24 protein-coding genes and 1 other RNA gene are annotated in these 24,636 nt (G+C 42.6%); 7 read left to right on the top strand and 18 right to left on the bottom strand.

Annotation, left to right across the window (positions count from 1 at the left end):
- Nucleotides 1-2 precede the first annotated feature (2 nt).
- From BGP76_RS03715 to BGP76_RS03695, 5 genes are all read right to left on the bottom strand, one after another.
- Nucleotides 3-539, bottom strand: coding sequence for a hypothetical protein (locus BGP76_RS03715; protein ID WP_119843640.1), 537 nt, complete (start codon nucleotides 537-539; stop codon nucleotides 3-5).
- Between the two features lie 32 nt (nucleotides 540-571).
- On the bottom strand, nucleotides 572-1,441 hold the full coding sequence (gene purU, locus BGP76_RS03710; protein WP_119843639.1) for a formyltetrahydrofolate deformylase: 870 nt from the start codon (nucleotides 1,439-1,441) through the stop codon (nucleotides 572-574).
- 190 nt (nucleotides 1,442-1,631) lie between these two features.
- The gene (locus tag BGP76_RS03705; RefSeq protein WP_215976413.1) at nucleotides 1,632-1,865 is read right to left on the bottom strand and encodes a hypothetical protein; all 234 of its coding nucleotides are present in this window, start codon (nucleotides 1,863-1,865) and stop codon (nucleotides 1,632-1,634) included.
- On the bottom strand, nucleotides 1,866-2,468 hold the full coding sequence (gene msrA, locus BGP76_RS03700) for a peptide-methionine (S)-S-oxide reductase MsrA (protein WP_255416052.1): 603 nt from the start codon (nucleotides 2,466-2,468) through the stop codon (nucleotides 1,866-1,868).
- 239 nt (nucleotides 2,469-2,707) lie between these two features.
- The gene (locus BGP76_RS03695) at nucleotides 2,708-3,136 is read right to left on the bottom strand and encodes a VOC family protein (RefSeq protein ID WP_119843637.1); all 429 of its coding nucleotides are present in this window, start codon (nucleotides 3,134-3,136) and stop codon (nucleotides 2,708-2,710) included.
- A gap of 155 nt (nucleotides 3,137-3,291) precedes the next feature.
- On the opposite strand from BGP76_RS03695, the gene BGP76_RS20125 reads away from it, so the two are divergent.
- Nucleotides 3,292-3,501, top strand: a complete 210-nt coding sequence (locus BGP76_RS20125; protein WP_147407364.1) for a hypothetical protein — start codon at nucleotides 3,292-3,294, stop codon at nucleotides 3,499-3,501.
- Nucleotides 3,502-3,556: 55 nt separating this feature from the next.
- Here BGP76_RS20125 and tnpA read toward each other — a convergent pair whose 3' ends face one another.
- The 6 genes from tnpA to BGP76_RS03660 all read right to left on the bottom strand — a co-directional run bounded on the left by tnpA (nucleotide 3,557) and on the right by BGP76_RS03660 (nucleotide 14,232).
- Nucleotides 3,557-3,988: an IS200/IS605 family transposase gene (gene tnpA / locus BGP76_RS03690; protein ID WP_119844319.1), complete on the bottom strand. Its 432-nt coding sequence runs from the start codon at nucleotides 3,986-3,988 to the stop codon at nucleotides 3,557-3,559.
- Between the two features lie 471 nt (nucleotides 3,989-4,459).
- Nucleotides 4,460-5,302 (bottom strand): hypothetical protein, encoded by an 843-nt coding sequence (locus BGP76_RS03685; RefSeq protein WP_119843636.1) that lies wholly within the window; start codon nucleotides 5,300-5,302, stop codon nucleotides 4,460-4,462.
- A 395-nt stretch (nucleotides 5,303-5,697) separates the two neighbouring features.
- Complete coding sequence (locus BGP76_RS03680) at nucleotides 5,698-6,201, bottom strand: hypothetical protein (protein WP_119843635.1); 504 nt, start codon at nucleotides 6,199-6,201, stop codon at nucleotides 5,698-5,700.
- A 1,165-nt stretch (nucleotides 6,202-7,366) separates the two neighbouring features.
- Complete coding sequence (locus tag BGP76_RS03670; RefSeq protein WP_119843633.1) at nucleotides 7,367-9,886, bottom strand: endonuclease; 2,520 nt, start codon at nucleotides 9,884-9,886, stop codon at nucleotides 7,367-7,369.
- A gap of 65 nt (nucleotides 9,887-9,951) precedes the next feature.
- Nucleotides 9,952-11,811: a hypothetical protein gene (locus tag BGP76_RS03665; protein WP_119843632.1), complete on the bottom strand. Its 1,860-nt coding sequence runs from the start codon at nucleotides 11,809-11,811 to the stop codon at nucleotides 9,952-9,954.
- An 18-nt stretch (nucleotides 11,812-11,829) separates the two neighbouring features.
- Nucleotides 11,830-14,232, bottom strand: coding sequence for a TonB-dependent receptor (locus BGP76_RS03660; RefSeq protein ID WP_221409839.1), 2,403 nt, complete (start codon nucleotides 14,230-14,232; stop codon nucleotides 11,830-11,832).
- Between the two features lie 317 nt (nucleotides 14,233-14,549).
- Here BGP76_RS03660 and BGP76_RS03655 point away from each other — a divergent pair, with 317 nt between their 5' ends.
- Nucleotides 14,550-15,101: a DnaD domain protein gene (locus tag BGP76_RS03655; RefSeq protein WP_084190310.1), complete on the top strand. Its 552-nt coding sequence runs from the start codon at nucleotides 14,550-14,552 to the stop codon at nucleotides 15,099-15,101.
- A gap of 3 nt (nucleotides 15,102-15,104) precedes the next feature.
- Here BGP76_RS03655 and BGP76_RS03650 read toward each other — a convergent pair whose 3' ends face one another.
- Both BGP76_RS03650 and BGP76_RS03645 read right to left on the bottom strand, forming a co-directional pair.
- The gene (locus tag BGP76_RS03650) at nucleotides 15,105-15,380 is read right to left on the bottom strand and encodes an acylphosphatase (RefSeq protein WP_119843630.1); all 276 of its coding nucleotides are present in this window, start codon (nucleotides 15,378-15,380) and stop codon (nucleotides 15,105-15,107) included.
- Between the two features lie 19 nt (nucleotides 15,381-15,399).
- Nucleotides 15,400-15,744: a hypothetical protein gene (locus tag BGP76_RS03645; protein ID WP_073119222.1), complete on the bottom strand. Its 345-nt coding sequence runs from the start codon at nucleotides 15,742-15,744 to the stop codon at nucleotides 15,400-15,402.
- A 178-nt stretch (nucleotides 15,745-15,922) separates the two neighbouring features.
- Between BGP76_RS03645 and BGP76_RS03640 the strand changes: the two genes are divergently transcribed.
- On the top strand, nucleotides 15,923-16,822 hold the full coding sequence (locus BGP76_RS03640; RefSeq protein WP_119843629.1) for a sugar phosphate nucleotidyltransferase: 900 nt from the start codon (nucleotides 15,923-15,925) through the stop codon (nucleotides 16,820-16,822).
- A 101-nt stretch (nucleotides 16,823-16,923) separates the two neighbouring features.
- On the opposite strand, the gene BGP76_RS03635 is transcribed toward BGP76_RS03640, so the two are convergent.
- On the bottom strand, nucleotides 16,924-17,733 hold the full coding sequence (locus tag BGP76_RS03635) for a hypothetical protein (protein ID WP_119843628.1): 810 nt from the start codon (nucleotides 17,731-17,733) through the stop codon (nucleotides 16,924-16,926).
- A 128-nt stretch (nucleotides 17,734-17,861) separates the two neighbouring features.
- On the opposite strand from BGP76_RS03635, the gene ffs reads away from it, so the two are divergent.
- From ffs to BGP76_RS03620, 3 genes are all read left to right on the top strand, one after another.
- Nucleotides 17,862-17,959: signal recognition particle sRNA small type (ffs, locus tag BGP76_RS03630), an RNA gene on the top strand.
- A 34-nt stretch (nucleotides 17,960-17,993) separates the two neighbouring features.
- The gene (locus tag BGP76_RS03625; RefSeq protein ID WP_073119228.1) at nucleotides 17,994-18,197 is read left to right on the top strand and encodes a fructose-6-phosphate aldolase; all 204 of its coding nucleotides are present in this window, start codon (nucleotides 17,994-17,996) and stop codon (nucleotides 18,195-18,197) included.
- A 3-nt stretch (nucleotides 18,198-18,200) separates the two neighbouring features.
- Nucleotides 18,201-18,911, top strand: coding sequence for a cell division ATP-binding protein FtsE (locus tag BGP76_RS03620; protein WP_073119230.1), 711 nt, complete (start codon nucleotides 18,201-18,203; stop codon nucleotides 18,909-18,911).
- A 7-nt stretch (nucleotides 18,912-18,918) separates the two neighbouring features.
- On the opposite strand, the gene BGP76_RS03615 is transcribed toward BGP76_RS03620, so the two are convergent.
- From BGP76_RS03615 to BGP76_RS03605, 3 genes are read right to left on the bottom strand one after another with little or no spacing between them, the layout of a single operon-like run.
- The gene (locus tag BGP76_RS03615) at nucleotides 18,919-19,968 is read right to left on the bottom strand and encodes a hypothetical protein (protein WP_119843627.1); all 1,050 of its coding nucleotides are present in this window, start codon (nucleotides 19,966-19,968) and stop codon (nucleotides 18,919-18,921) included.
- Nucleotides 19,949-20,503, bottom strand: coding sequence for a hypothetical protein (locus tag BGP76_RS03610; protein ID WP_119843626.1), 555 nt, complete (start codon nucleotides 20,501-20,503; stop codon nucleotides 19,949-19,951). The genes BGP76_RS03615 and BGP76_RS03610 overlap by 20 nt, the downstream gene beginning before the upstream one ends.
- Nucleotides 20,493-21,050, bottom strand: a complete 558-nt coding sequence (locus tag BGP76_RS03605; protein WP_119844318.1) for an RNA polymerase sigma factor — start codon at nucleotides 21,048-21,050, stop codon at nucleotides 20,493-20,495. The genes BGP76_RS03610 and BGP76_RS03605 overlap by 11 nt, the downstream gene beginning before the upstream one ends.
- A 154-nt stretch (nucleotides 21,051-21,204) precedes the next feature.
- Here BGP76_RS03605 and BGP76_RS03600 point away from each other — a divergent pair, with 154 nt between their 5' ends.
- Nucleotides 21,205-22,725, top strand: a complete 1,521-nt coding sequence (locus BGP76_RS03600) for an FMN-binding glutamate synthase family protein (protein WP_073119235.1) — start codon at nucleotides 21,205-21,207, stop codon at nucleotides 22,723-22,725.
- 262 nt (nucleotides 22,726-22,987) lie between these two features.
- On the opposite strand, the gene dnaB is transcribed toward BGP76_RS03600, so the two are convergent.
- Entirely contained in the window at nucleotides 22,988-24,565 is a 1,578-nt protein-coding gene (gene dnaB, locus BGP76_RS03595; RefSeq protein ID WP_073119236.1) for a replicative DNA helicase, read from the bottom strand.
- Between the last annotated feature and the right edge of the window lie 71 nt (nucleotides 24,566-24,636).

The following is a 24,636-nucleotide window of genomic DNA, read 5'->3' as shown; positions in this document are numbered from 1 at the left end:
CGCTAGAGATTTAGACCTATGTTGAGCTGTAGCATCAGCGGAAACCAACCATTACGCCCCTCGATATCGACCACAAACTGTGGCCCCACATCAAAGAGAACATGCACCTTGCCTATGCTCCGTTGGATCCCCCATGTCGGCCCCAACCCAAAATACAACCTATCATATTGGTAAAAATTTGATTTAAGTGAGTTTCCCACGATCAGCACGCGACCAGATATAAAGTTGGCCGAATTGCCACGAATCGACTTCCCATTGGTATACCGACGATTGAGCGAATAAAAGAGCTTATACTGCGTGTCAAAAAAAGGAGCTAATTCGTATACAAACCCACGGCTACCGAGATACCCTGTATTAGAAGTGAAACCAACTCCCACCCCATAGGAAATCGTCGAACGCTGACCCGTTGGGATTTCCAGTTCTATAGCGGGGTTGATGAAATTAACTCGCCAGACTTTTTCGGTCATAGCTGGGAGTTGCTCTTGAGCAATCGCTGCACTGCTCCACAGGAGCAACAGCAGCACAGTTAGTCGGTGCATAATGATTAGTTGGTATTGTGAGCATAATTAAATCACCCCTCCGTCTCTGGAAAGACGATCGTGCGGTTGCCCGTCACGATGATGCGGTGATCTAGGTGGAACTTCACGGCCTTGGAGAGTACTTTTCGTTCGATCTCTGAGCCAATCTGCGTCAACCCTGCGGGCGAACTGGCATGAGAGACACGCTCTACATCCTGCTCGATGATGGGGCCCTCGTCTAGGTCATCTGTCGCGTAGTGAGCCGTCGCTCCGATCATCTTCACACCTCGTTCGTAGGCACGTTTATAGGGATTGGCACCTTGAAAAGCAGGCAAAAAGGCATGATGGATGTTGATGATTTTCTCTTTGAATGAATTGATAAAGTCAGAGGACAAGATGCGCATGAAACGCGCCATCACCACCAACTCTGTGTTGTGTGCCTTGAGCAGTTTTTTCATCTCTTCCTGTTGCACCACCCAGTTTTCTGCTGTGACAGGCAGATGATGAAAAGGAATATTGAATTGATCCGCCACGTACTTGACCGTCTCGTGGTTGCTGATGATGAGGGGGATGTTGCAGTGCAGTTTGCCCTCGCTGTGTTTTTCCAGTAGGTCAAACAAACAGTGACTGGTCTTAGAAGCTAAAATCGCTACGTTAGCCTTGTCCACAGAGTAATACACCCTCCAGTCCAACTTCAAGGGCTCGGCGACCTGACGAAACTTCTCGGAGAGCTCTTCTCTGGACATCACTAGGTCTTTGGCATCCAGACTCACCCGCATGAAATACGCATCCTCGATGTTGTCCGTGAACTGCTGACAGGTTAGGATGTTGAATCCCTCGTCGTAAAAAAATGTAGTGACCTTGGCGATGATCCCTTTGCTATCCTCGCACTGGATCAGAAATGTAATTCTATTCTCAGACATTGATCTCTGTTAATGTCGGGTTTGTTGTTGCCTCGAAAATAATAGAAAATAATGAAGAAAGGCTTTTGAGACAAGATGTTTGATGGAAGAATGAATCGATATCCTGTCTCTCAGGATCATCATGAAGTCTCACTCCCTCTGCCTCCCTTCAAGAGGCCTAGGAAATGTCCGATACCGTATCGTAGAAACTCTACTCCGCATACTCCGCGCGATGCGGTCTCAAGTTGTCTCTCACGGTGATCATGTCGCTCTCATCGATGATCATGTAGGCCACTACATAGGCATCATTGACGACTTCTGTCCCTGCTTCGTGTAGCGTCATGTTCCACTTGGCTGCATATTCTTTGAGATGGATGGCGTGGTGCTCTGCCATCCCTTTGGCATCTCCCCCACGCATGTCCCAGATCATCTTTACTTTCTTCACTTAGTCTTTGAGTTTGTCCTTGAATACTTTTCTAAACTTCTCCACCTTGGGCTTGATCACGAAGTTGCAATAGGGCTGTGAACCGTTAAGGTTAAAATAGTTTTGGTGGTAGTCTTCTGCCACGTAGAACTTGTCAAAAGCCGTGATCTCTGTCACGATCGGGTCGTTGAACGCGCCAGAGGCGTTGAGTTCCTTTTTGTACTTCTCAGCCAATGCCTTTTGCTCGTCGCTGTGATAGAACACCACCGAACGGTACTGCGTCCCGACATCATTGCCTTGGCGGTTGAGCGTCGTGGGATCATGCGTCTTCCAAAACACCTCTAGCAACTCGTCGAACGAAATCACTGCTGGATCATAAGTGATCTGCAGCACCTCCGCATGGCCAGTCGTACCCGTACATACTTCTTTGTAAGTAGGGTCTAGCGTCTGTCCGCCAGAGTAGCCCGACTCCACTTTACTCACTCCCTTCAAATCCTGAAAAATAGCTTCTGTACACCAGAAACATCCATTCCCAAACGTTGCTACATCCATTTCTTTGGCTTCTAATTGTTTACTCGGCAAAATTGCACTGATAATTATTGATAAAAAAACTAATCCCTTCATGTCTTTACTTTTAAACCTTACTGATCCATAACCCTCCCACCGTACTTTTAATTCCCCAACCCGCGCACAATACGACGATAGGTGCTTGGTCTCCTTCATCTGACCAGACGAACGGGAGCCGATCCTCTACATACGGATCAACGTCTCCAATGGGTTTGATCTCTCCGATGATTTCACGACTGATTCAGAAAAAGTACCGCTGAAGTGATCATCCAGCATACCTTTATGCTCCCGTTTATCTATTCTAAACTGAAACTTATCTTCCAATTGATCCCAAATTTATCCAAACAGATGCCGTAATAGGAGCCCCAAAACTGTTCAGAAATAGGAAGTTTCACCTCTCCTTCTTTTGAGAAGGAATCGAACAACCTATCAGCTTCTTCTTTACTATCCGTGCTAACGTATAGTGAGAAGTATTTTGCCGCATGACTTTCTTCTCCCTTGGTATCAATAATGTCGGCACCCATTAAAATTGTTTCGCTGCTAATCGGTAGCCCAATGTGCATGATATGTTCATCTTCGCAAAAGGGGAAATTCTGTCTCGCTGCTTCTGGAACATCTTTATAGCGACCTATAAACTTGAACTCTTGGTTAAAAACAGATTTATAAAAATTAAATGCTTCTTCGCAATTGCCATTAAAATACAAATAGGTGTTAACTGTTGCCATAATTTCATTTTAAAATCCTCTAATGATTATCCCTCTTCTAGCGCAGGCTTTCAGCTTGTGCAGCCAACACAGATCGGAGATGAAAGATATTGAATCTTTATTTCAACCCTCGCTATGCTCCCCGTCATGACCCAGCGTGAGACCGGGTTATCCCCATGGGTGAGCACCGTGGTGGCGCAACAGCTCCTCTGCTCGTAGTGGGGGGGGGTGCGCCGAGCGGCGTCCTCCTACCTCGTCCTGGTCGGGCAATGACGATGGTGTTGTGTTTTGATAATGGTAGGCTCGGTATTGAATTTGATGTCCCCACGAATAAATTCATGGGCTATGATAATACATCTTATGATGTTTGGTATTGCACGCCATAGCCCACAGTTTAAACCGTGGGGTGATCAATGGCATTCTAATATATCATCAATGGTTTTAACAATTGATCCCATACAATTGTGAAAAATCATCATACTCCTGCTGAAATGTTTTCTTTTGATGATGCTCCTTTTGATTCCGGATGTAATGAAAAGCCTTATCCAATACTGATTGTGATATTGAATAGGCGGCATATCCTGTTTGCCATGCAAATTTGTCTACGGTTAGATTGTTTTGATTGATGAAATGCGAGCTACTGCCCTTGATTTGTTTGATGACTTCTGCAATAGATTTTTGCGGATTCAATAAAAACAAACAATGGATATGGTCGGGCATTCCGTTTATGATTCGCACGGGGCACCCTTGTTCTTTTAATTGCTCGGCTATATATCGATGGATTTTTTGTTCGATAGACTGATTAATCAATGGCCTCCTCTCCTTTGTGGCCCAGATGGCGTGAATCCATATTTTATTGAATGAATGAGACATGGTCATTTCTTTTTAATACATTTTTAAACCATTGAAATGGTTGGGCTCGGCATTGTTGCTGATGTCCCCACGAATAAATTCATGGGCTATGATACACCCTATCATGTTTGGTATTGCACACCATAGCCCATGGTTTAAACCGTGGGCTATCAAGGGCATCCTCCCCTTTGTGGCCCAGATGGTGTGAATACATATTTTATTGAATGAATGAGACATGGGCATTTCTTTTTAATACATTTTCAAACCATTGAAATGGTTGGGCTCGGCATTGTTGCTGATGTCCCCACGAATAAATTCATGGGCTATGATACATCCTATCATGTTTGGTATTGCACACCATAGCCCATGGTTTAAACCGTGGGTTAACAAGGGTATTCCAATATACCTTCAATGGTTTTAACCATTTCCTCGCTTGCTTCACGGATTTCCACCATGCAAAGCATGACGGAAACGGGGAACATGATTTTTTATTTAAAAAAGAATATCATCATCATTCTTGGGCTTTTGCCTTGTAAAATCTATACTTAGAATAAATTCCTTCCAAAAGAATTGCCCCTTTTTAGTAAACTCATAATATGTACTTTGATTTTCTTCATTTCTGATTTCTTCAATAATATCCTTATGACGAAATTTTTCAATGACTAATCCCATATGGGGAGGAACACTATTACTCTGGCTTATTTCAGTCCCCACTTCTTGGAAAAATTCATACAAATCAGATTTTTCAAAGTCCTCATATTCTTTTTTTAATTTACTAATCTGTTCATTAGATAATGAGCTATTATCCTGCTGTCTTAAATAATCTTGAAGTGTATTTTGCTCCTCTTGAGCAGATAGCACTTGTGACTTTAGAAGTTCAATTGTTGAGTCTCTTTCAGAAATTTGATTAGTCAAAATTTCGATCTTTTTATTCAAGTCAGCAGTTTCTCTAAAACTAGCTCTGATATCTTCAAGATAACTTTCTTGTTCCGCGAGTTTCTGTTTTGAATGTAAATCAAATATTTGTTGCTCAACAAAGCTCTCTTTTCTACCTAAAATAGCTTTACTAGAAACTTTATCGAATAACCACATTAAGTACGGCAATAACGCAACATAAAATGTAGCAAAAACTAGAGGTAGCCATAAATTAAATATAAGGTTAGTATGTTCGTTTTCAACAAATTCAATTTTATCTACAATTCCGTCAGATGAGAATAGCATTATTAAAATGGGTTTCCAATTAAATGCAATCCACGACAAGAAAAACGCTCCAATAAATGGGTTTTTTATTCTTTCCTTTGTTGTATCAAGAAATGTATTTATTAAATCTCTCATTGTTTAGTTAAAGTTTTACAACTTAAGAATAACAGCACCCTGCGTCTTATCCTTTAATTTACTAAAAAGGCACCCTTATCCTACCAAACTGGGGGTGTAAGCGCACCTTTTTTCAAGAATCATGGTCTGGATGGTCGTTTTCTATAGATTTCTACCTTCCCAGCATTACGGAAGGCAGATTTGACCGTCAGATGTCTACTCGATTAGGTGTTTCTTTCATCTAGCGGTAATTACCCACAACGGTAAGTATATTACAAGTAGGCGATTGCGGGCTTCAAACCTATCAAACCGTTACAAAATTGCAGCGGGCTACAACCGTTGAATTTAATACTGTCTCGCCTATTTTGTATATACATTGTTGTGCTTAGTTTTTCTCTATCTTTTATCTATCTATGCTATTTATAAGTCTCATAATACCAATCTAGATTCAAACATTTTGGTTTATCTAGTTTTTCATATTTCGGTTTTATATTCCCAGAAGTTATCAGAGGATTGATTGGTTCCGTATTTAATAGCAATCCATGTTCTCCATTTTTATCAGGGAAGAAACCAAATTTAATTACACCTCTTGCTCGAACTACATATTCAACTTTTTCATTTAAAAGTCTAGTTATCAAATTTTCTGGTATTTCTATTGCTTCCACTCCCATACACCATTTTATGACACCATTATTAACATAATAATCTCCATTGAAGTCATTTTCATTTAAGAATGATGCTACTTCGCAAAGATAATCAGTGGTTTCATTAGTTATTTTTACTTCTTGCTTTCCAAGTGAGTTTTGATTGTATTCATTCTCTGTCTTTGATGCAGTATTTTTCTTCGAATTTATATTGCAACTTATGAAAAAAGCTATTGTTATAATATAAATAATCTTGGTTATTAAATTGAAATTCATAGTTTTTCTATTGTAATTTTCCCATTAAACCTTCACCTGTTTCATTATCAAGAAAACCTCTTTCAGTTCCTGATTTAGGGTCACAGTTTTCATGCATTATAATATTGTCTTTAAGCTTGAATTTTCGTTTTAGTCTTTTTAGGTTAAGTACTGTATCAAAGTAAATCCAATCGGCTGACACCTTCGATCATGCTTTTCCGAAGAATGTAACCTGAATACCACCATCCAGCAAATATTTAGCTATTTCTCTAAGAGAATCAGATTTTATCAGGTCGATTTTATGTAATGCAGTATCCTTCATAAATTAAGCACAACATTTCGCTATACGCAATTGCGTATATATATTATTGGTATCAAGCTAATCTAGTGGGTTTTTAATGTTTTCCATAGTGTTATGAGCAACATGTGTATAAATCTCCCTAGTGCCTACCGTGTCGGGACAATGCTTTTCGTTTCAACGGTTTTAAGTCACTCTGCGGAAGGCCTAAAACAACAGGCCGCCAAGCTGCACACTATTCATTTTACACGCTTAAAAACCACGGCTACTGACACCTCGTCAATCATTGATTTTCTCAAGAATACCTTTTTCCCAGCGTAGCGACAAGCAAGCGGGTCTTTAAGATCAAAGTACAGCCTATATATACCCATATCTAGGTAGTGGTCAAAAGCTTTCATCTTTCAGAACGCTTTGAGGAGAGTAATACAGGTTCGGGTTTCTGCTTGCGCAAGCAGAAGGTCTACCTTGGGCAAGCAGACCGTTGCGCTTGCCCAAGCACAGGCTCCCCCTTGCGCTAGGGGAAGGCCGACCTTGCGCAAGGCCAAACCGCCGCTTGAAGTGTTCCCAGTCTTCGGGTTCCTACTATTCAACTTATATGCCTTCATCGCACATTGTCTTCAAGCCAGTCAGGCCATGCTTACGGCAGGTGAACGCTTCTTTTTTCATGGCCAAAAAAGGAAGCAAAAAGGTTAGAAACCTATAAACTCGCTACCGCTCAAACAGTATAATTTTCGATAACCTTGAATAAAGCAGATAGAAGATGACTTATAGTAATGATTAGTCGAACTCAGGTTCATAAGTCTTAGCGGATGTTAAGATTAGTGGAGTTTATGGAGCATAAAAAAACCTCGCAGGAGCTGCGAGGTTTTCTTTGACGTTTAGCGATGGTTAGTGGATCACTAGTTTCTTCATATACACCTGAGCGGCGGATTTGGCCTGTAGCCAATATACACCTGCGTGCACCTCGCTCACATCTACTTCGATCGTTTGGCTGTGATAGAATCGGCTGTAGATCAGCTGACCAGACATCTGGTACAGGTTCAGTTGATAGTAGTCTTCTGCATAATCCGCCGGCAGGGTTATCGTCACCATGTCTGCTGCGGGGTTTGGGTAGATACGCATCTGGTCATCTATGCTGGCAGTCGCCCCGAGTACGGCGCTCACATTGGAGATGTCTGCGGCAGTCCGTGCATAGACTTCATATCCGTCCGAGCTCTCCCCTACATAGCCTGTCAGGTCAAAGGTCCCCGCAGGGATGGCTGTCCCGACTAGGTCATGGGTCGTGGTTCCTATTTTGAAAGTGATCTGTAGATCGCCATCTATCAGGGTGTACTCCCCTTGGCCAAAATCACCTGACTCTGCGATAGACACACCGCTGAGATGGATCAGTTCGGACTCATAGTCCTCACCTATCTCGGCGATAGATATCTCCTGCGGGTCGGGCAGGGTGTTGTCGGTATTGAGTACGGTGATGCTCACATCGTTTCCTTCGAGCTCGAAGAGTCCGTTGTAATCCAACGCCTCGCCTTGCACCACTACGCTATCCCCTACCGTCAGCGGAGCGGACAGGTCACCCGTGAGGCTCCTCACGACTAGTCCTGCTGTGCCATCGTAGACGACACGGTTGTGCTCGCTGTTGTTTTCACCACCGATCACGATTCCTTTTATTTTGGCAGACTGCCCCTCCGATTTGAGCCTCACTTCGGCGATGGATTCAAAAGGCACTTCTGGTTCGGCTACTTTGATCAGATCATCCACGCCGTTGACGAAAAGCTGGTAGTCCGAAAAGTACTGCCCTATGAAGCCCTGAATATCATAGCTACCCGATGGGATCGTCTCCCCCACCAAAGGATGAAGGTCATTGCCGATTCGGAATATCAAGCTACCCGTGTCATCAGAGATCGTAAAATTGCCATAGGCAAACTCGTCCCCCGCTTCATCAAATGTGACATTGCGAATGATGACAGGTTCTGATTCATACGCCTCTCCGATCTCAGCGATGGTCACCTCCTGATAAGTCGGCAAATCCACGTTTTGATTCAAAACATCAATCACAATGGGGCTACCGTCTATCTCTAAGAGTGAATTGTAATCAGTCAGTGGACCGCTCACCGTCACTTCGTCACCTAGCACCAAGTTTTCCGATTCGTTACCCGCATCAAAACTCCTGACGACCAAACCAGCCGTACCATCATAGATGAATTTGTTGTCGGCGCTATTGGTTCCAGCACTGATCACGATACCCGTCACATAGACGATTTCACCTTCGTCTTTTTGACGCGCCTCAGCGATGGAGATCAACTCCTGTGTGCCTTCCGATCCAGTCACCTCAAACGAATAGGTATCGCCATCCGTGGTATGTGTCACCGTGGCACTGGCCTCTTCGTCTTCACTGCCCGGTTCGTATTTGACCGAAACGTTAAACGACTGCTCACTCTCTCCATCAGATACCAGTGTCAGTGTCTGTGCATAATCTGTCCCATTGGATGACAAAGAGAATGGCGCTGCTACTGCTACGCTGACATCTCCCGTGAGATTGTATGCCTTCAGCGTATAGGACTGAACCAAAGAAGACCCGAGAGCCACTTTGCCAAAGTCAGGGTTGAAATTGTTTTGGTCCACGATCAGGTTAGGATCGGTGGCCGAGCCGAATATAGCTGCTACCCACTCTGGGTGATCCACAAATGGGTTTCTGTTCTCTTGATAGCCATAGGCACCTTCGTGTCTCTCCTGCTCGTAGGTATCGACAGGGTCAGCTTCGTGCCATCGAATGAGGGTATAGAGCACACCCAGCTCAGGATCTGACGATCCACTCGCTCTATCGACCAACTCTAGATCCAAGACATCACTCTCGTAGCGAGTCGCCATATAAAACAGGATACGTGCCACATCGCCTTTGATCTCGTCGCGTGGCTCCCAAAAGTCCGAATCGGTGTAAGTATCCGGCGCTTCTCCTTCTGCATTTTCGTCTGTATGCTCGACGTTGCTAAAGTCCTTGTTGCTTTTGGAGGTATTCACTGTAGCGTCCGAAGGTCTCAGGTTGTGCACATCGGTGTACGCAGTATCTGCTTCGTCAGGAAACCCGTGGGATTTGGGCCAGGTATGCTCCCTGTTCCAAAAATCAGGTTGGTTGTTAGACGCGAAGTTGCTTTTCGGGATCGAGTTGTTCTTGTAGAACAAAATGATATTGTCAGAATTGTCAGGATCTTCATCCAAATCCGGAAGGATCGTATCCCTAAAATCTGTGTAGGTCTTGACGGTATGCCCTCTGATGATCCGGTGTAGCTGCAGCTTCAATTCTTCTCCAGTCAACCCATCTGTACCAGTGTAGTAATCAGTCGGAATTTGTCCCCAAGCGACTTGAACCAAGGCGCAAAACAGGATTGCTAATGTTGTGATTTTTTTCATTGGGTCTGAAATAAGAAAGACTGCCCATGGCTGGGCAGTCTTTCAATTTATTATATCTTAATGTATTACTGCTTAGTAGGTCCTTCTACTAACTCAAATTCACCTACTGCTGTCAATTGGAAGACAGTAAGCCAAGTAGCATCTGTACCGTCATATGAATCACACTTGACAGAGTAAAGTACATCTACTCCAGCAACAGGTTGTGCATCAGAATACTTCACTTCCAAAAGTACTTCTATTCCTTCGCCCATTCTCTGAATCATCAGCGCAGAAGTCTCACTAGCAGACAAGCCTACAAACTCATCTTGCATGTAATCTCCACTAGCTCTACTCGTATAGCCTAAATCAAAGTTTTCGTAGTAAGCTCCTGCTCCATAATAGAACTCTGCAGTACCATAGCTATCAAGCAAATCTGGCTTAGTCTTTTTGACTTCATCCACGATGATCTGGTAATCAGCAGTAGACATGGTAAAAGCAACAGAAGGATCAAACACGAATGACGTACCATTATGTACATACTGTTCAACCATTTCAGTATAAAAAGTACCAGTCCATACACCATCAGTGTAAGTATAAGTCTCAGCTAAAGTCTTACCCGTTCCATCATAATAATAGAATACTACATCGTACTGATCTCCTTCTTGAGCATACGCTATATTCTGAGATAGATACTGAGGCACATAGTTGTATGAAGGTTCACTAGCGCTAAAGTTGTTATACTGACCTGGCGCTCCCATCGCAGCATAATCATAGCTACCGAAATAGTGCACTTCATCTTCCATAGAAGACCAAGCCGAACCATTGTAACTGTAGAATCCATTGATCGCTTTGATCTCTGGAGCAGCTCCTACTTCTACCTCGATACTAACTACCTCCCACGTAGTAGAAGCACTAGCCGTAGAGGTGTAATAAAAAGCAATGTATAACTCATCCTCACCTTGGACATCTGGAATATCTGCTACAGCATCTACCTCAGTCCAGCTATTCCCTTCAGGGTATTGGTCAAACTCCAAACTAGTCCATGTAGCAGTAGCGACATCACCACTGTAATCGGTAGAAAACTTAATATCAAGCTCTTCACCCCATGTTTCATCAGACAAATAGTTCAAGATATGTGTAAGTTTCAAAGACACGTCACCTTCAGCATCTGACATATCGATTGCTTCTGACACCAACCAATCTTCGTTGGCATTAGATCCACCTGCATACCCAGACATTTTAGCCCATGTTGCTCCGCCATAGGCATCCCATGCCCAGCCTTGATCACCTGTTACACTCACTGCTGTAAAAGCACCCAAGCCATCTACTTCTTCTTCAAACGCCTCTTCGAAAACAACTTCTCCAGTCAGGTCACTATAAAGTACATCTACATAATTGTAAGTAGCACTCACAACATCTCCAGAAGATGGGTCTTGCACTTTACTAGTTACAAATTCCAACATATATGCATCAGTATCTACAGAGTTGTCAAAAAAACCATTGACGCCCGCTTCGGAGCTATAGGCTTTATAATCATCTGAAGACACTCTATAATTATCCGCATCTAAATAAACACTGTAGTCAGGAAGGTCTCCTGCAAAAAAGCTATAATTAACCTTTACTGCCGTTCCTTTCTCAAACTGGCCAAAATTGTCATCCACAAATGACGGCAAATAATTCTTCGCTTCATAAGTCGTACTAAAAGCCTCATTGTCTTCAATAAAATCAGCTGCAACTGAATCCTCCTCAGTAACTCCAGATTTGCTTCTAATCGTACTAGCTATCGTTCCGTAATCTTCACTTACCATCTGGTAATCAAACGATTCATCACTTCCTTCTAATGCTTCTATCTCCTCTATTTCGTTATATGCATCTTCAAGCGGGTCACAGCTGAATGCTAAGACTGAGGCAAGAATTACTACGTATACTTTATTTAAAAACTTCATCTCTTCTCGTCTTTAATATTAAAAATTAACTCTCATTCCGATGGTCCACTGTCTACCTGTACCCATATAGATACCATATCCAGTCCAATCCGTGATGTACTCGGCATCCAAAGCATTATTGACGTTTCCGTACAAAACAGTCTCAAGGTTCCCCATGCTAAAAGTATAGTTCGTGTTCAGATCAAGGTTAAAATACTCTGGAACAGTCGGTGATTGTACTTTGCTTGATATATCCTGAATATCGTTAGGATCATAGTCAGCATAGTTGTCACCATAATAGTTCAACAATCCACCAACAGTAAATCCTTTCAATATTTCGAACCTAGCACCTATAGCTGCAGTTGTTTGCGCTGCGTTTCCAACTTTCAACCCTGAGATATAAAGATTGAGTGGGTCTCCTACTGGATTTCTATCTTCATCATAGATTACTATATCTTTCAAATCGTTCTCCCAAGTCCAGTCTCCCAATGAAACCATACCCGTCAAAGTCAAACGACTAAATGGCTTATATGAAAAATCTAACTCGATTCCTTGGTGAATTGCATTAACACCTTGGAGGTTAGCAAATGTGGTATCACTCACTGATTCAATCAATGTTCTATCTCTCCAATTCGTCCAGTAGACATTAAGGTTAGCACTCAATTTTTGAGATCTATAACCATACCCTACCTCAACACTCACAATTTTTTGCATTTCAGCATCTTCATTTATGACATTCTTAAAATCTTGAAAGACTGCATCAAAAACTGGTGCCTTAGTGAAATACCCCCCGTTTAAAAACACATTGTGATTTTTGTTCAAGTTATAGTTCGCCCCACCTTTGATTTGGTATCCCAAAAAGTTCTGAAATGAAGTTTCTTGATCTCCTGGTGCATATTGAAAATAGTCGATTCTCTGATAGCTCGTATTAGATACAGCTCCAGAAGCAAATGCCGTCAATTTGTCTAATGAATACTCCGCTTGTGCGAAAACACCCTCCCACAAAACAATACCATCATTGTAGTAATCTCTTTTATCTCCAACACCCAATCTTCTATTTGGATTATTGATATCATTATCATCTAAAGCATAGTCTGCTCCCAATAAGTTCGTCACTTCGGAGAAGTGAATCCCTTTGTAATACCTAAGGTCTATACCTCCTTGAACAGTCAAATTACTCGTTAACTGATTATTCAAAGTGCTAAGCACGCCATACCATCTATGATCATTTCTAGAAGCTCTCAGATAAGATAGTGCCCCTGTACCTGTAGCATTGTTCTCTACGTTAGCATCACGAACAGCTTCGAAATCATACAGCCCATCAGATGTTTTAGCCATAGATGCGCCAGCAGTTCCACCGCCACCACCAGTTCCAGTAGATACATATACTGCAGTAGATAAGTCAGTAGTACTGTTGATCGTCCAGTAATGATTAAGAGAGAACTGAGGTTTGTGATAAAAATTATCTTCAGCATGTAATACTTGACCGTCTAAATACCCCCAGTCACTATTGTACTTAATCCCTTTATCCTTGTATGTCGCTAGGTCATGACTCGTCTGTCTTTGGCCATGACGCTGTGGAGCACCAAAGCCTGTTAAAGACAATGAATGTTTGTCATTGATAACTTTAGACACGTTAAAGAAATAGCTATACCCTTCAAATTCTGTCCCGTTAACATAACCATCGCCAGTAGTCTTAGAGCCAGACAAAGAAACAGCCCAGCCATTTTCTAATAAACCAGTAGACACATAAACAGATGCTTTTTGATAGTTGTCATTACCTATACCATAATAAACACTACCTCCTTTTTGGCTATCTGTGCTTTGAGTCAAAATATTGATTGTTCCACCAATAGAAGGCACTGCTACCTTAGATGCTCCTAATCCTCTTTGAACCTGCATTAAACTAGTCACCTCAGTCAATCCAGCCCAGTTAGACCAATATACTTGACCGCTTTCCATATCATTGACAGGAACACCGTTGATCAAGACAGCAACATTTTCCGAATTGAAGCCTCTAAGGCTAATTCTAGAATCACCGTATCCACCACCTTGTTTGGTAGCATATACACCTGGTGTTGCTTTTAGTAATTCAGGAAACTCCTGATTACTAGCTCGTTCCATGATTACATCCTTCTTTACTACTGAAACAGCAACAGGAGTTTTCCTATCTTCTGCAACGGAAGCAAGAACCATTACTTCTTCCAATCCAACAGAAGAAGATTTAAGTTCTACTGGATCGATTGTCAATGATGAACTGTTCAGCTCAATCGTTTTCGTCTGCTCTGTATACCCCACAAAGTTGAACAGCAAAGTGTAAGTACCGTAATCTAAATTGTTTAGAACGTAGTTCCCTTCAACATCTGCTACAGCACCAATACTGGTACCTTGAATCGTGACCGTAGCACCTATCAATGCTTCGCCTGATTCCTTGTCTATCATCTGGCCCTTAATGCCCCCTGTTTGAGCCCAAGCTGTCATGGACGATAAACATAAAAGTAGTAAAAGTGTTTTCCTCATAATTTTTGAATAGTTGTAAATAGTTTAATTGTCCGCAATTTAGCACTTTCTCTTTCGCTGATTGATCACATTTAAGCCCTAATCACACTTGACCGCAATTTTACAGACACTAACCTGATAAAACGCAACCACTAGATTAAGTACTTGTTAACATTCTATAACTAACAATTAACAAGTACTTAACTTTTAATTCGTCTAGGGTATGTGTATTTTTGGGACGCTAAACAGTTGATCAAAAAGTGTATTACATCATAACAGACGAACTCCTCCAACAAAGCTTCGAAAAAGATAAGAATGTCATTCTAAAAGCTGCTCAAGAAGTGCACTTTGACGAGTTGGCGAACTTGATCATCAAGAAAACTATCGAGAAGTATGGGGCACTGTTCAACCCTCTAGGATTAGTAGACGACACTTTCCAAAAGATCATCGACTACAACTATCACAACACGACAGAAATCAAAGGAATCTACGACAACCTCTGTGTCACCTATAGATACAAGAACTGTGACAACCAATTGGAGATTATCTGGGATGGAACTAGTCAGGAAGAGAAATATGCTACCGAGTGGACAGAGACGCTACTAAGCTGGATAGATGATTTAACCTATAACCCCTCATTCGTCAAAGCTATACTACAACTGACCGTATTCAATGATGGCAGTAGAAATCTAACCTTTGTTAGAAACGCCATTAAGGCAATCATCAATGATCACTTTGAAATCAAAATATTGACGAGAAAAGGCGTGAAAAAAGTAGTGGTTTATCAGAAGAAACTAAAGAAGGCTTCTTAAACCTCAGTATATAATCTCAAAACCGTTGTAAGAAGGATCATAGGCAATCTGTTTGGTCAATACTTCGTTTACTTCTGCCAAGTCGGATCCCGTATCACACCACGCAACCAACTGCTCTATTGAAGAGTCTTCCCCATGTGCCTCGATCTCTACACGACCATCAGCCAGGTTTTTAACCCACCCCCTAATACCTAGAGAGATTGCGACTTCTAAAGTGGAAGCTCTAAAAAACACCCCCTGAACTTTGCCAGATACGAGGATTGATTTACCTATTTGCATAACTGTTTACTATCTGTAATCAATGGACGATCCCACATTCCTTGCACATTTTTCTTTTTCCGATAGGCCGCTTTTTGGGTGGTCTTTTATGCCCAAAGTAAGAAGGGTCAGAATACTGAGGCTTCTCCATTTCTTTGGCTTGTTTCTTATACTTCTTTCTGTTCTTCTTCATCAGCTCCTCGTACTCTTCGAGTGCTTGATCCTCTCTTCTCCTAAAAGCTTTTTTGGAAGCCTTCTTTCGGTTAGAGAACTGAGCCTCGGACGATGACCTAGAGTTATCCTCTGAATCACGTGACGTTTGGGCTTTCGCCTCCATTGACATTAAGAGCAGCAACACTATTCCAGTCGAAATCAGTAAACGCATATCCTGTAGTTTTTATCCCAGCAAAGTAACAAAAATTAGACCTATTCTCACGGCTCTCTCATTTAGGTTTTGGAAGTAAGGCTAATGACAGACACTCTACCTTATACTAACGATCAATTTCTCTTTATTCCCAAACACACTATACTTGCCTACTCAAACTCTAACACACTACTAATACATGAAACCTACACTATTGATACTGGCTGCCGGTAGAGGCAGTAGATTTGGCGGAGCTAAGCAAGTCACCCCTATGGGGCCAAGTGGAGAGACGATCATGGAGTATAGCATCTATGACGCCCTCAACAATGGGTTTGACCAAGTCGTACTGGTCATCAACAAGGATGTGGAACAAGAAACCATGAACTTGATAGAAAACATACCCGATCTCCAAACACGTATTTCCTATGCCTATCAGGACTTATACATGGACATGATTCCACACCATGTGCAATCTGCCCGTACCAAACCATGGGGAACTGCACATGCGATCATGAGTGCTGGTGATTATATCAAAGGGAATTTTGCGATGATCAATGCGGACGACTACTATGGTGCAGATGCTTTCAAAACCATGGCTGAGTTCCTCCAGACTCATCAAGAAAATCAACAGTACAGCATGGTAGGTTATGACCTACACAACACGCTATCGCTTAATGGCACAGTATCGCGTGGCATCTCCATCAGTGACCAAGAAGGCAAACTGGCCTCAATCAAAGAAACCCATGGGATACATGAAAAAGACGGAAAAATAGTCGCGCAAGCTGAGGACGGTTCAGAATTCGAAATCACCGAAGGCTTGGCTTCTATGAACTTCTGGGGATTTCAAAACAATCTATTTGAAGAAATGAAAACCCAATTTGAGACCTTCCTGCATGAGACCAATAACCTCACCAAAGATGAGTTTCAGATTCCTACTGTCATCGATCAGATGATCAAAAAAGGAATGATAGAAGTGTCCGTACTGCACTCATCAGCCAAATGGTTTGGTGTGACCTACAAAGAGGATAAAGATTTTGCTGCATCATCCATCCAACAGTATGTCAAAGAAGGCTACTACCCTTCTCCACTTTGGGGGTAATAAAAAAAATGGTTATCTATTCTTTCAGAATTTCTATACTGATGAGGGTAGATAACCATTCTATTTTTTTCTATTGACGAAAGGTCGCGCGAACGAAGCGGTTAAAACCGCCCGATTTTCATAGTCAAAGTATAATTCAACTCGTCGAACTCATCATTGGCAGTACCTATCAATCTCAAGTCCTGCGTAAAACGCTTGGATACTGCAAAATTGAGTCTAAAACATCTGGCCAAGTTTAACTCCACAGCAGCTCCAGGCTCTACATACCAAAACACATCCTGATCGACAATCTCTGAACTCTCTCCACCATAGACACTAGGCACATACCCGAGCCAACCTGCTCCCGCTGACACAGGAAATGTCAAATGAATGACCTGATTAGAGAACAGAATCGGTTCTAAGAGAAAACCTCCATAACCACCTAACAAAGACAGATCATCCATAGCCATACTAGGCAGATCATCATATTCATTGGTCGGAATCACTCCCCAAAGATCCACTCCGAATGCCAACGCACGATTGATCACCCAAGCTCCGCGAGCACCTGCCATGGTGAGTGACTCGTCGTTGAACGAAGATATTTTGATCCCCAATGCTCCATATCCACCTCCATGATGTCCTGATCCAGATATGGTTCTGATATCACTATGTTTTTTCTCTTTTGGTTTTGCAGGTTGTGGTTCGGGTTCACTTACTGGCTGAGGCTGAGGATCCACTGCTTGATAGTACTTGACTACTATAGCGTCCTGCTTGCTCGAGTCTCGGTTCAAAGTGTCCACAGATACCACCACGGCATCAGGCAGAGGTTCTTCTACCGCTACTGTATCAGTTGTGATTTGCTGAAAAGCAAAAACAGGAAAAGATAAAAAGACTAAAAGAGCAAGCGTTGCTACGGGATAATAATTTTTCATTAGATAGATTTTTTTGGATAAAATCAGGGTAAAGACATTTCTCCAACGAATAGGTTTCCAGTCTTGGTACTATTTTATATTTTTTCTCTAGAATATTAGTAAACTGAAAAAACTCGACTAGTTTTGCAGCGGCAAATCGATACGACCAGCTCCTGTCGAACTCCCCCAGGGCCGGAAGGCAGCAAGGGTAGATAGTCGTAGCGGTGCGATGTTGGTTTGCCATTTTTCTTTTCTTTCAGATTACACCCCTTCCTTCTGAAATGCACATCATCAAAATCAAAGGCAAAGCAAAAATCCCAGATTATATCCAACTGAGAGATGATGATTTTGTACTAATTGCCTATTTTCGTGCAGATCGTCCACTCAAAAAATTAGAGAAATACGGACTAGAAGGTAAGGAAAACGAATTACAGAAAATCATCGAACACCTCCCCTTCGGAAAGATTCAACCTTTAAATATCTAATGCATGGAACTCAATAGTCGCCCAGTTGTAGAAGTCAGTGAAACCGACATTTATCAAGAAAGCCACACCGTGCTCAGCGACATTAGTTTCAAAATAGAAAAAGGGGAATTTGTGTACCTAATCGGACGAACAGGCAGTGGTAAGTCATCTCTACTCAAAACCCTGTATGCTGACCTTGCTTTCCACAAAGGAGCCATCGAAGTAGCAGGGTATGACTTGACCAAAATCAAGAGTAAAAACATCCCCTATCTCCGTCGAAAAATCGGCATTATCTTCCAGGACTTCCAGTTGTTTCCAGATCGTACAGTTACTGAGAATCTGACTTTCGTCATGAGGGCCACTGGATGGAAAGACAGAACAAAAATGAAAGGTAGGCTGGCTGAAGTTTTGATGCGGGTCGGTCTCGGTGCTGCGGCAGAAAAAATGCCTCACCAGCTATCAGGAGGAGAACAACAACGGGTAGTAATCGCCAGAGCCCTGATCAACGAACCCTTGATCCTATTTGCGGATGAGCCTACCGGAAACCTAGACCCAGAAGTATCTAGCGGTATATTCGGTCTATTCAAGGAAATAAACCGAAGTGGAACCTCTGTCCTCATGGCTACTCACAATCACAAATTCATCGAAGACCATCCTGCTCGTGTATTGAAGTGTGACGAAGGAAAACTACTCGACTCTGCTGAGCATGAGTTCGAACTTAGCGGACATTATTAGTCCCTCCTTAGTCTACTTCTATATTTCCATAGCTATTGGATAGCGTCACCACTCCCCCTTTTCCATTCCCTATTTTACCACGATACTCAGCCTTATTATCTGAGTTATTTCTATAATTGAGAGAAATCAGTGTGTTGGAATAGTCTATATCTCCATACTTGACGAAAGCCTCAAAACTACCATTAGCTCCCTCATCGAACTCCAGTTCTATACTACTAAATTTACTCTGTACATTTACTTTCTTGAAGCTCTTAGCAATCTTTTCTATTTGGAAACTTGGCACATAAGCGGCCTCCATATCCAATTCTACCCCTAAATAACCCACTCGCAGATCAGAATACCCTATATAGCCCTTAATACCATCTACTTGATCGATCTCGAGCTGACCATACTTACTCACCAAATCCATCGTCTTCACACGGCCTATTCCCACCTCACTAAACCCCTGCTCAAATTTCACAATCCCTAATTGTTCGAAATTTACTTCTGAATACTTTACCTCTATATTACCTGTTTTGACATATTCAAAATCCCCTTCTCCAAATGACACTTTTATATCACTTTCACCATTGAGTCGCTCAGCTTTGATATTACCATAAGAGATACGCAATTTCGCATCACCATCGAGATTCGCCAGATATGCATCACCAAAACTATTTTTAAGATCGAGAGGGTTCACCTTAGGCATACTCACTGTATAATTTATTTCAAAATCCTCATTGTTTCGATTGTTAATATTCCCTTCTATATCTGTTTTGAACGCTATAACGCTACCACTCTCGGAGATGTCCACGTTGATCCTATCGAGGAGTTCCATCGCACGTTCGTCTGTCTTGCGTCTAGCAATCACCTCTACCAATACATCGATCTCTTGTCCCTCGGTCGTATTGATATGAACTCTACCAAAACTGTTCTCGATCTTGAGTTGCACAAATGACTTGACCTCATACACTTTGTGTACACTTTTCTTTTTCTCAACATTACTTTTGGCCATCACTGGCAGCACTATTACAGTGAGTAATAGACCAAAAAATGTATTATATATTAATTGCTTCATTTTCTTCGTATTTGATTAATTGATCCAAAATCTTCAATTGCTTATTTAGAATTTCGACTCTCAGCTGAAGGTTGCGAATCATCGCATTGATCACTTTTTCATTATTCTGATTCTGTGCCAGATCCATTTTCAGTTCTTGGTACATCTGATCCAAATCATCCAAATCATGCAGCAATTGATCATCGACTATATCAGTCTGCTTCATGACTATTATTATTTCTGCTCGGCGCTCAGCGATGAGTTGTGAATAGTAACGCTCGACACGCTCAATATCCTCAGACGGTTCCTCTTCCACCGCTACTATCTCCTCTGAAACACCACTTGTCCAATAACGTTCAGACAGCAACCCTATGCTCAGACAGACGAATACCACCGCTGCGACTTTCCAAAGCCACATATAGCGATCAGACTGCTTTGACTTAGTCTCAGAACCATCCAGCTTACCCGCTATCCCTCTCCATAAAGCCTCACTCGGCTCCAAGTCATCAAACTCGTCGCGTTGCTCTCGAATAAAATCTTCTAGCTTATCTTTCATAGTTATACATGTTTTTGAGCAATTCACGCAGCTTAACTTTTGCACGATTCAACTGCGATTTACTCGTAGACTCAGTAATATTCAGAATCGATGCTACTTCTTTGTGATCATATCCCTCGAACATATAGAGTGTAAACACAATACGAAACCCATCTGGCAACTCCGCTACAGCTGCTTTGACCTGATTCACTTCCAACGTATCGTAACTCACAGGATCTTCGATCCATTCCTCCTCATTTTGATCATTGATATCCATGAGTTCCTTTCGCCGTTTTAGTACATTCAGTGCCCCGTTGACGACTATGCGTTTCAACCAAGAACCAAATGAGGCATCTCCCCGAAACTGATCTATGCTACCAAATGCCTTGACAAAAGCCTCTTGCACCACATCCTCAGCCTCCATCTGATCATAGACGATCCTGTAGCTCGTATTCAACATGGCCTTAGCATATAGCTGGTATAGCTCGAACTGCGCCGTTCGATCTTGCCGTCTTACTGCCTCCACCAGTTCAAAATGGATATCCTTATGATTAGTTACTTGCTCCAAAAAGTTTCGAAATTCTACACCAATGACTACCAATTAAAAGAAGGGTTGCATTCATTTTGATAAAAATATTATTTCTCTCCCAATTTTAATGAAATTACGTAGTGAGGTAATTTTATACTAATTTGAGAGACATCAAACCTTATTGCTAGACACCATGAGAAATAAATTCATCGCAGTATCATTCCTAACTTTAGTCGCCATAGGTATTGGCGCTTACTACTACATCAATACACTTTGGATACTGGTTCTCGTCCTACCGGTTATTCTACTTGGCATTTCCGATTTATTCCAAAAGAAACACACACTACGAAGAAACTTCCCTGTACTCGGAGTTGCACGATATATCATGGAGGATTTGCGTCCAAAAATCTATCAATACTTTATTGAATCTGAGACTGACGGCACTCCAATCAACCGTATGTACAGATCCATAGTCTACCAGCGCGCCAAAGGCGCATTATCCACCAATCCTTTTGGAACTAAACTAGATGTCTATAGCGTCGGGTACGAATGGGCCAACCACTCCATCATGCCTTTGGATCACAAAGATTTAGATCCACACCCTCGTACTCTAGTCGGTGGACCTGACTGCACACAACCCTATAGTGCCAGTATATTCAATGTATCAGCGATGAGCTTTGGCTCGCTAAGTAACAGAGCCATTTTGGCACTCAATGGCGGTGCACAGAAAGGCGGCTTTGCTCACAATACGGGAGAAGGTAGCATTAGCCCTCACCATCTCAAACATGGAGGTGATTTGATATGGCAAATTGGGACGGGTTATTTCGGGTGTAGAAACGCCGACGGTACGTTCAGCCCAGAACTATACAAGGAAAAAGCAGCCCTAGCATCTGTCAAGATGATAGAATTAAAAGTCTCTCAAGGTGCAAAACCAGGACACGGAGGTATACTCCCCGCAGAAAAAAACACGCCTGAAATCGCTGCGATACGTGGCGTGGAAGTTCACACACGTGTAGACTCTCCTCCAGGACACAAATCTTACTCCACCCCGTTAGAGATGATGGAATTCATCAAACAATTAAGAGAACTCGCTGATGGAAAACCGATAGGTTTCAAACTATGCATTGGAAACAAACTGGAATTCATTGACCTCTGTATCGCGATGCAGCAGACAGGTGTCAAGCCTGACTTTATCACCGTAGATGGTGGAGAAGGAGGAACGGGTGCTGCACCACTAGAATTCTCCAACAGCATCGGTATGCCACTCAAAGACGGACTAGCTTTCGTAAACGACACACTCCGCGGATATGGCCTACGAAAGGACATCAAACTCTTTGCCTCTGGAAAGATCCTAACGGGTTTCCACATGTTCAGGCTCTTTGCATTGGGCGCAGATGCCTGCTACAGTGCTCGTGGCATGATGCTCTCACTAGGCTGCATCCAAGCACTAGAATGCCACAGCAACAATTGCCCAACGGGTATTGCCACACAAAAGAAAGACCTCATCCAAGGGCTTGACGTACCTGACAAGATCAATCGAGTCGCCAAATTTCATAACGAAACTGTTCACAGTTTCGTGGAGTTCATGGGAGCTACAGGCATTAAATCAGCCAATAAAATCAAACGCCACCATGTCTATCGTAGGGTCAGTGAAGATAAGATCATGACCTACGCAGAAATATATCCACAAGTCAAGGCTGGTGAGTTCGCCTAAGTTGCTTTAACTTTGAGCCATCAGTTCATAACAGGACTGATGGCAGCATTGAAAGAAAGAAATTACTGCGTGTACAGATTGGCACGAGATGTGCAAGTACAGATCAATCAGCAATAATATTTCTTATGAAATCAGTAAAAAAATCCATCAAATTCATCCTTAGCTTCTTGGTCTATATACTATTCCTTAGCTTTCTTGGATGTCAAAAAAACGTACTAACCTTTAACCCTTTCGAGAAACAATCTCGATTTGCTAGAGGCAATTAGAAAGGAGCGGAATCATCAGAAGACTCATCATCGTTGGCCTTGGACTGAAAAGTCATGGTGCTCGGTGATGAGTCAAAACTGGCAGCTCCATCCGAAGGAAATCCTCCGCCATAGTCTCCTCCCATCAGATTACCATCAAGGTTGGCAAACTTGGTAAAACGACCGATAAATTTCAGTTTTACATTCTCTAGTGAACCATTTCTGTGTTTGGCGATGATAACCTCTCCCGTGCCTGCGGTAGGTAATCCATCCTCATCCTCAGTAATATCGTAGTACTCCGGACGGTACAGGAACATCACCATATCGGCATCCTGCTCGATAGATCCAGATTCCCTCAAATCCGACAGCATTGGACGTTTATCTCCTCCTCTAGTCTCCACCGCTCTACTCAGCTGAGAGAGGGCAAGCACAGGTACATTCAATTCTTTAGCTATCCCTTTGAGTGCCCTAGAAATAGATGCTATCTCCTGTTCACGGTTACCTCCGCCACCACCACTCTTGGAGGTATCACCAGACATCAACTGCAAATAGTCAATCACCACGAGTTTGATATCATGCTGGGCTTTTAACCTTCTACATTTTGCCCTCAACTCCAATATACTAAGCCCCGGTGTATCATCGATAAATATAGGTGCCTCGGTCAGTTTAGCTGTTTTATGAACGAGTTGCTCCCACTCATGATCGGCGAGATTTCCTTTCTTAATTTTATCACTTTCGAGTTCTGCCTCAGCAGAGATGAGACGATTGACGAGCTGAATTGCCGACATCTCCAGTGAGAATATCGCTACAGCTTCACCAAAATCCACAGCAGCATTTCGCATACACGACACCACAAATGCGGTCTTACCCATACCAGGACGTGCTGCGATAATCACCAAATCCGAAGGCTGCCACCCAGCCGTAACACGATCTAGATCAGACATTCCTGTCGGTACTCCCGTGAGTCCATCCTTCTGATCCTTTCGCGCTTCGATCTCGAGGATCGCATCATGCATCAACTGTTGCATACCCGCATAGTTCTTTTTGATATGGGATTCTGAAATCTCAAATAAGGACTGCTCAGTCTTATCCAGCAGCTCAAATACATCCTGTGTATCCTCGAAAGCATCCGTCTGGATTTGAGAAGAAATCCGAATTAGCTCACGTTTGATGGATTGCTCGGTAATGATACGAGCATGATATTCGATATTCGCAGCAGAGTTGACTCTAGTAGTGAGTTCGGCCAATTGATAGGCTCCCCCTGCGATCTCCAAAGTTCCGTTTTTTCGGAGCTGTGCCGTGACTGTCATCAGATCTACAGGCTCAGACTTATTAAACAGCTGCACGATGGCTTCATAGATATGTGTATGCGCCTCTTTGTAGAAACTCTCAGGCTTGAGAATATCAATAACTGCCGTCAGCGCATCCTTCTCCAGCATGAGCGCACCCAGTACCGTCTCCTCTAAGTCAACAGCCTGTGGTGGCACCTTCCCTAACTGAACCGATAGTTCATGGATTCCATTTTTTGTACGCTTAGCACCACGACCTGTATTGCTTCTATTCCCTGTTGCAGCCTCTGACCCTTTTGTATCCATCGAATGAGATTTCACCTTTAATTTATGACGGGCAAACCTACACAAATGCTTGCTAGATATCTTTGACTTAC

This window comes from Reichenbachiella sp. MSK19-1 (assembly GCF_003590315.1).
GTDB lineage: Bacteria > Bacteroidota > Bacteroidia > Cytophagales > Cyclobacteriaceae > Reichenbachiella > Reichenbachiella agariperforans.
The sequence above is the reverse complement of the archived record's forward strand: the minus strand, read 5'-3'. Positions and strand labels throughout refer to the sequence as shown.

Coding starts and splice junctions, on each gene's coding strand:
- BGP76_RS03715 (WP_119843640.1), bottom strand. CDS start 539: ATGCACCGACTAACTGTGCTGCTGTTGCTCCTGTGGAGCAGTGCAGCG.
- purU (WP_119843639.1), bottom strand. CDS start 1,441: ATGTCTGAGAATAGAATTACATTTCTGATCCAGTGCGAGGATAGCAAA.
- msrA (WP_255416052.1), bottom strand. CDS start 2,468: ATGAAGGGATTAGTTTTTTTATCAATAATTATCAGTGCAATTTTGCCG.
- BGP76_RS03695 (WP_119843637.1), bottom strand. CDS start 3,136: ATGGCAACAGTTAACACCTATTTGTATTTTAATGGCAATTGCGAAGAA.
- BGP76_RS20125 (WP_147407364.1), top strand. CDS start 3,292: ATGGGTGAGCACCGTGGTGGCGCAACAGCTCCTCTGCTCGTAGTGGGG.
- tnpA (WP_119844319.1), bottom strand. CDS start 3,988: ATGTCTCATTCATTCAATAAAATATGGATTCACGCCATCTGGGCCACA.
- BGP76_RS03685 (WP_119843636.1), bottom strand. CDS start 5,302: ATGAGAGATTTAATAAATACATTTCTTGATACAACAAAGGAAAGAATA.
- BGP76_RS03680 (WP_119843635.1), bottom strand. CDS start 6,201: ATGAATTTCAATTTAATAACCAAGATTATTTATATTATAACAATAGCT.
- BGP76_RS03670 (WP_119843633.1), bottom strand. CDS start 9,886: ATGAAAAAAATCACAACATTAGCAATCCTGTTTTGCGCCTTGGTTCAA.
- BGP76_RS03665 (WP_119843632.1), bottom strand. CDS start 11,811: ATGAAGTTTTTAAATAAAGTATACGTAGTAATTCTTGCCTCAGTCTTA.
- BGP76_RS03660 (WP_221409839.1), bottom strand. CDS start 14,232: ATGATAGACAAGGAATCAGGCGAAGCATTGATAGGTGCTACGGTCACG.
- BGP76_RS03650 (WP_119843630.1), bottom strand. CDS start 15,380: ATGCAAATAGGTAAATCAATCCTCGTATCTGGCAAAGTTCAGGGGGTG.
- BGP76_RS03645 (WP_073119222.1), bottom strand. CDS start 15,744: ATGCGTTTACTGATTTCGACTGGAATAGTGTTGCTGCTCTTAATGTCA.
- BGP76_RS03640 (WP_119843629.1), top strand. CDS start 15,923: ATGAAACCTACACTATTGATACTGGCTGCCGGTAGAGGCAGTAGATTT.
- BGP76_RS03635 (WP_119843628.1), bottom strand. CDS start 17,733: ATGAAAAATTATTATCCCGTAGCAACGCTTGCTCTTTTAGTCTTTTTA.
- BGP76_RS03625 (WP_073119228.1), top strand. CDS start 17,994: ATGCACATCATCAAAATCAAAGGCAAAGCAAAAATCCCAGATTATATC.
- BGP76_RS03620 (WP_073119230.1), top strand. CDS start 18,201: ATGGAACTCAATAGTCGCCCAGTTGTAGAAGTCAGTGAAACCGACATT.
- BGP76_RS03615 (WP_119843627.1), bottom strand. CDS start 19,968: ATGAAGCAATTAATATATAATACATTTTTTGGTCTATTACTCACTGTA.
- BGP76_RS03610 (WP_119843626.1), bottom strand. CDS start 20,503: ATGAAAGATAAGCTAGAAGATTTTATTCGAGAGCAACGCGACGAGTTT.
- BGP76_RS03600 (WP_073119235.1), top strand. CDS start 21,205: ATGAGAAATAAATTCATCGCAGTATCATTCCTAACTTTAGTCGCCATA.
- dnaB (WP_073119236.1), bottom strand. CDS start 24,565: ATGGATACAAAAGGGTCAGAGGCTGCAACAGGGAATAGAAGCAATACA.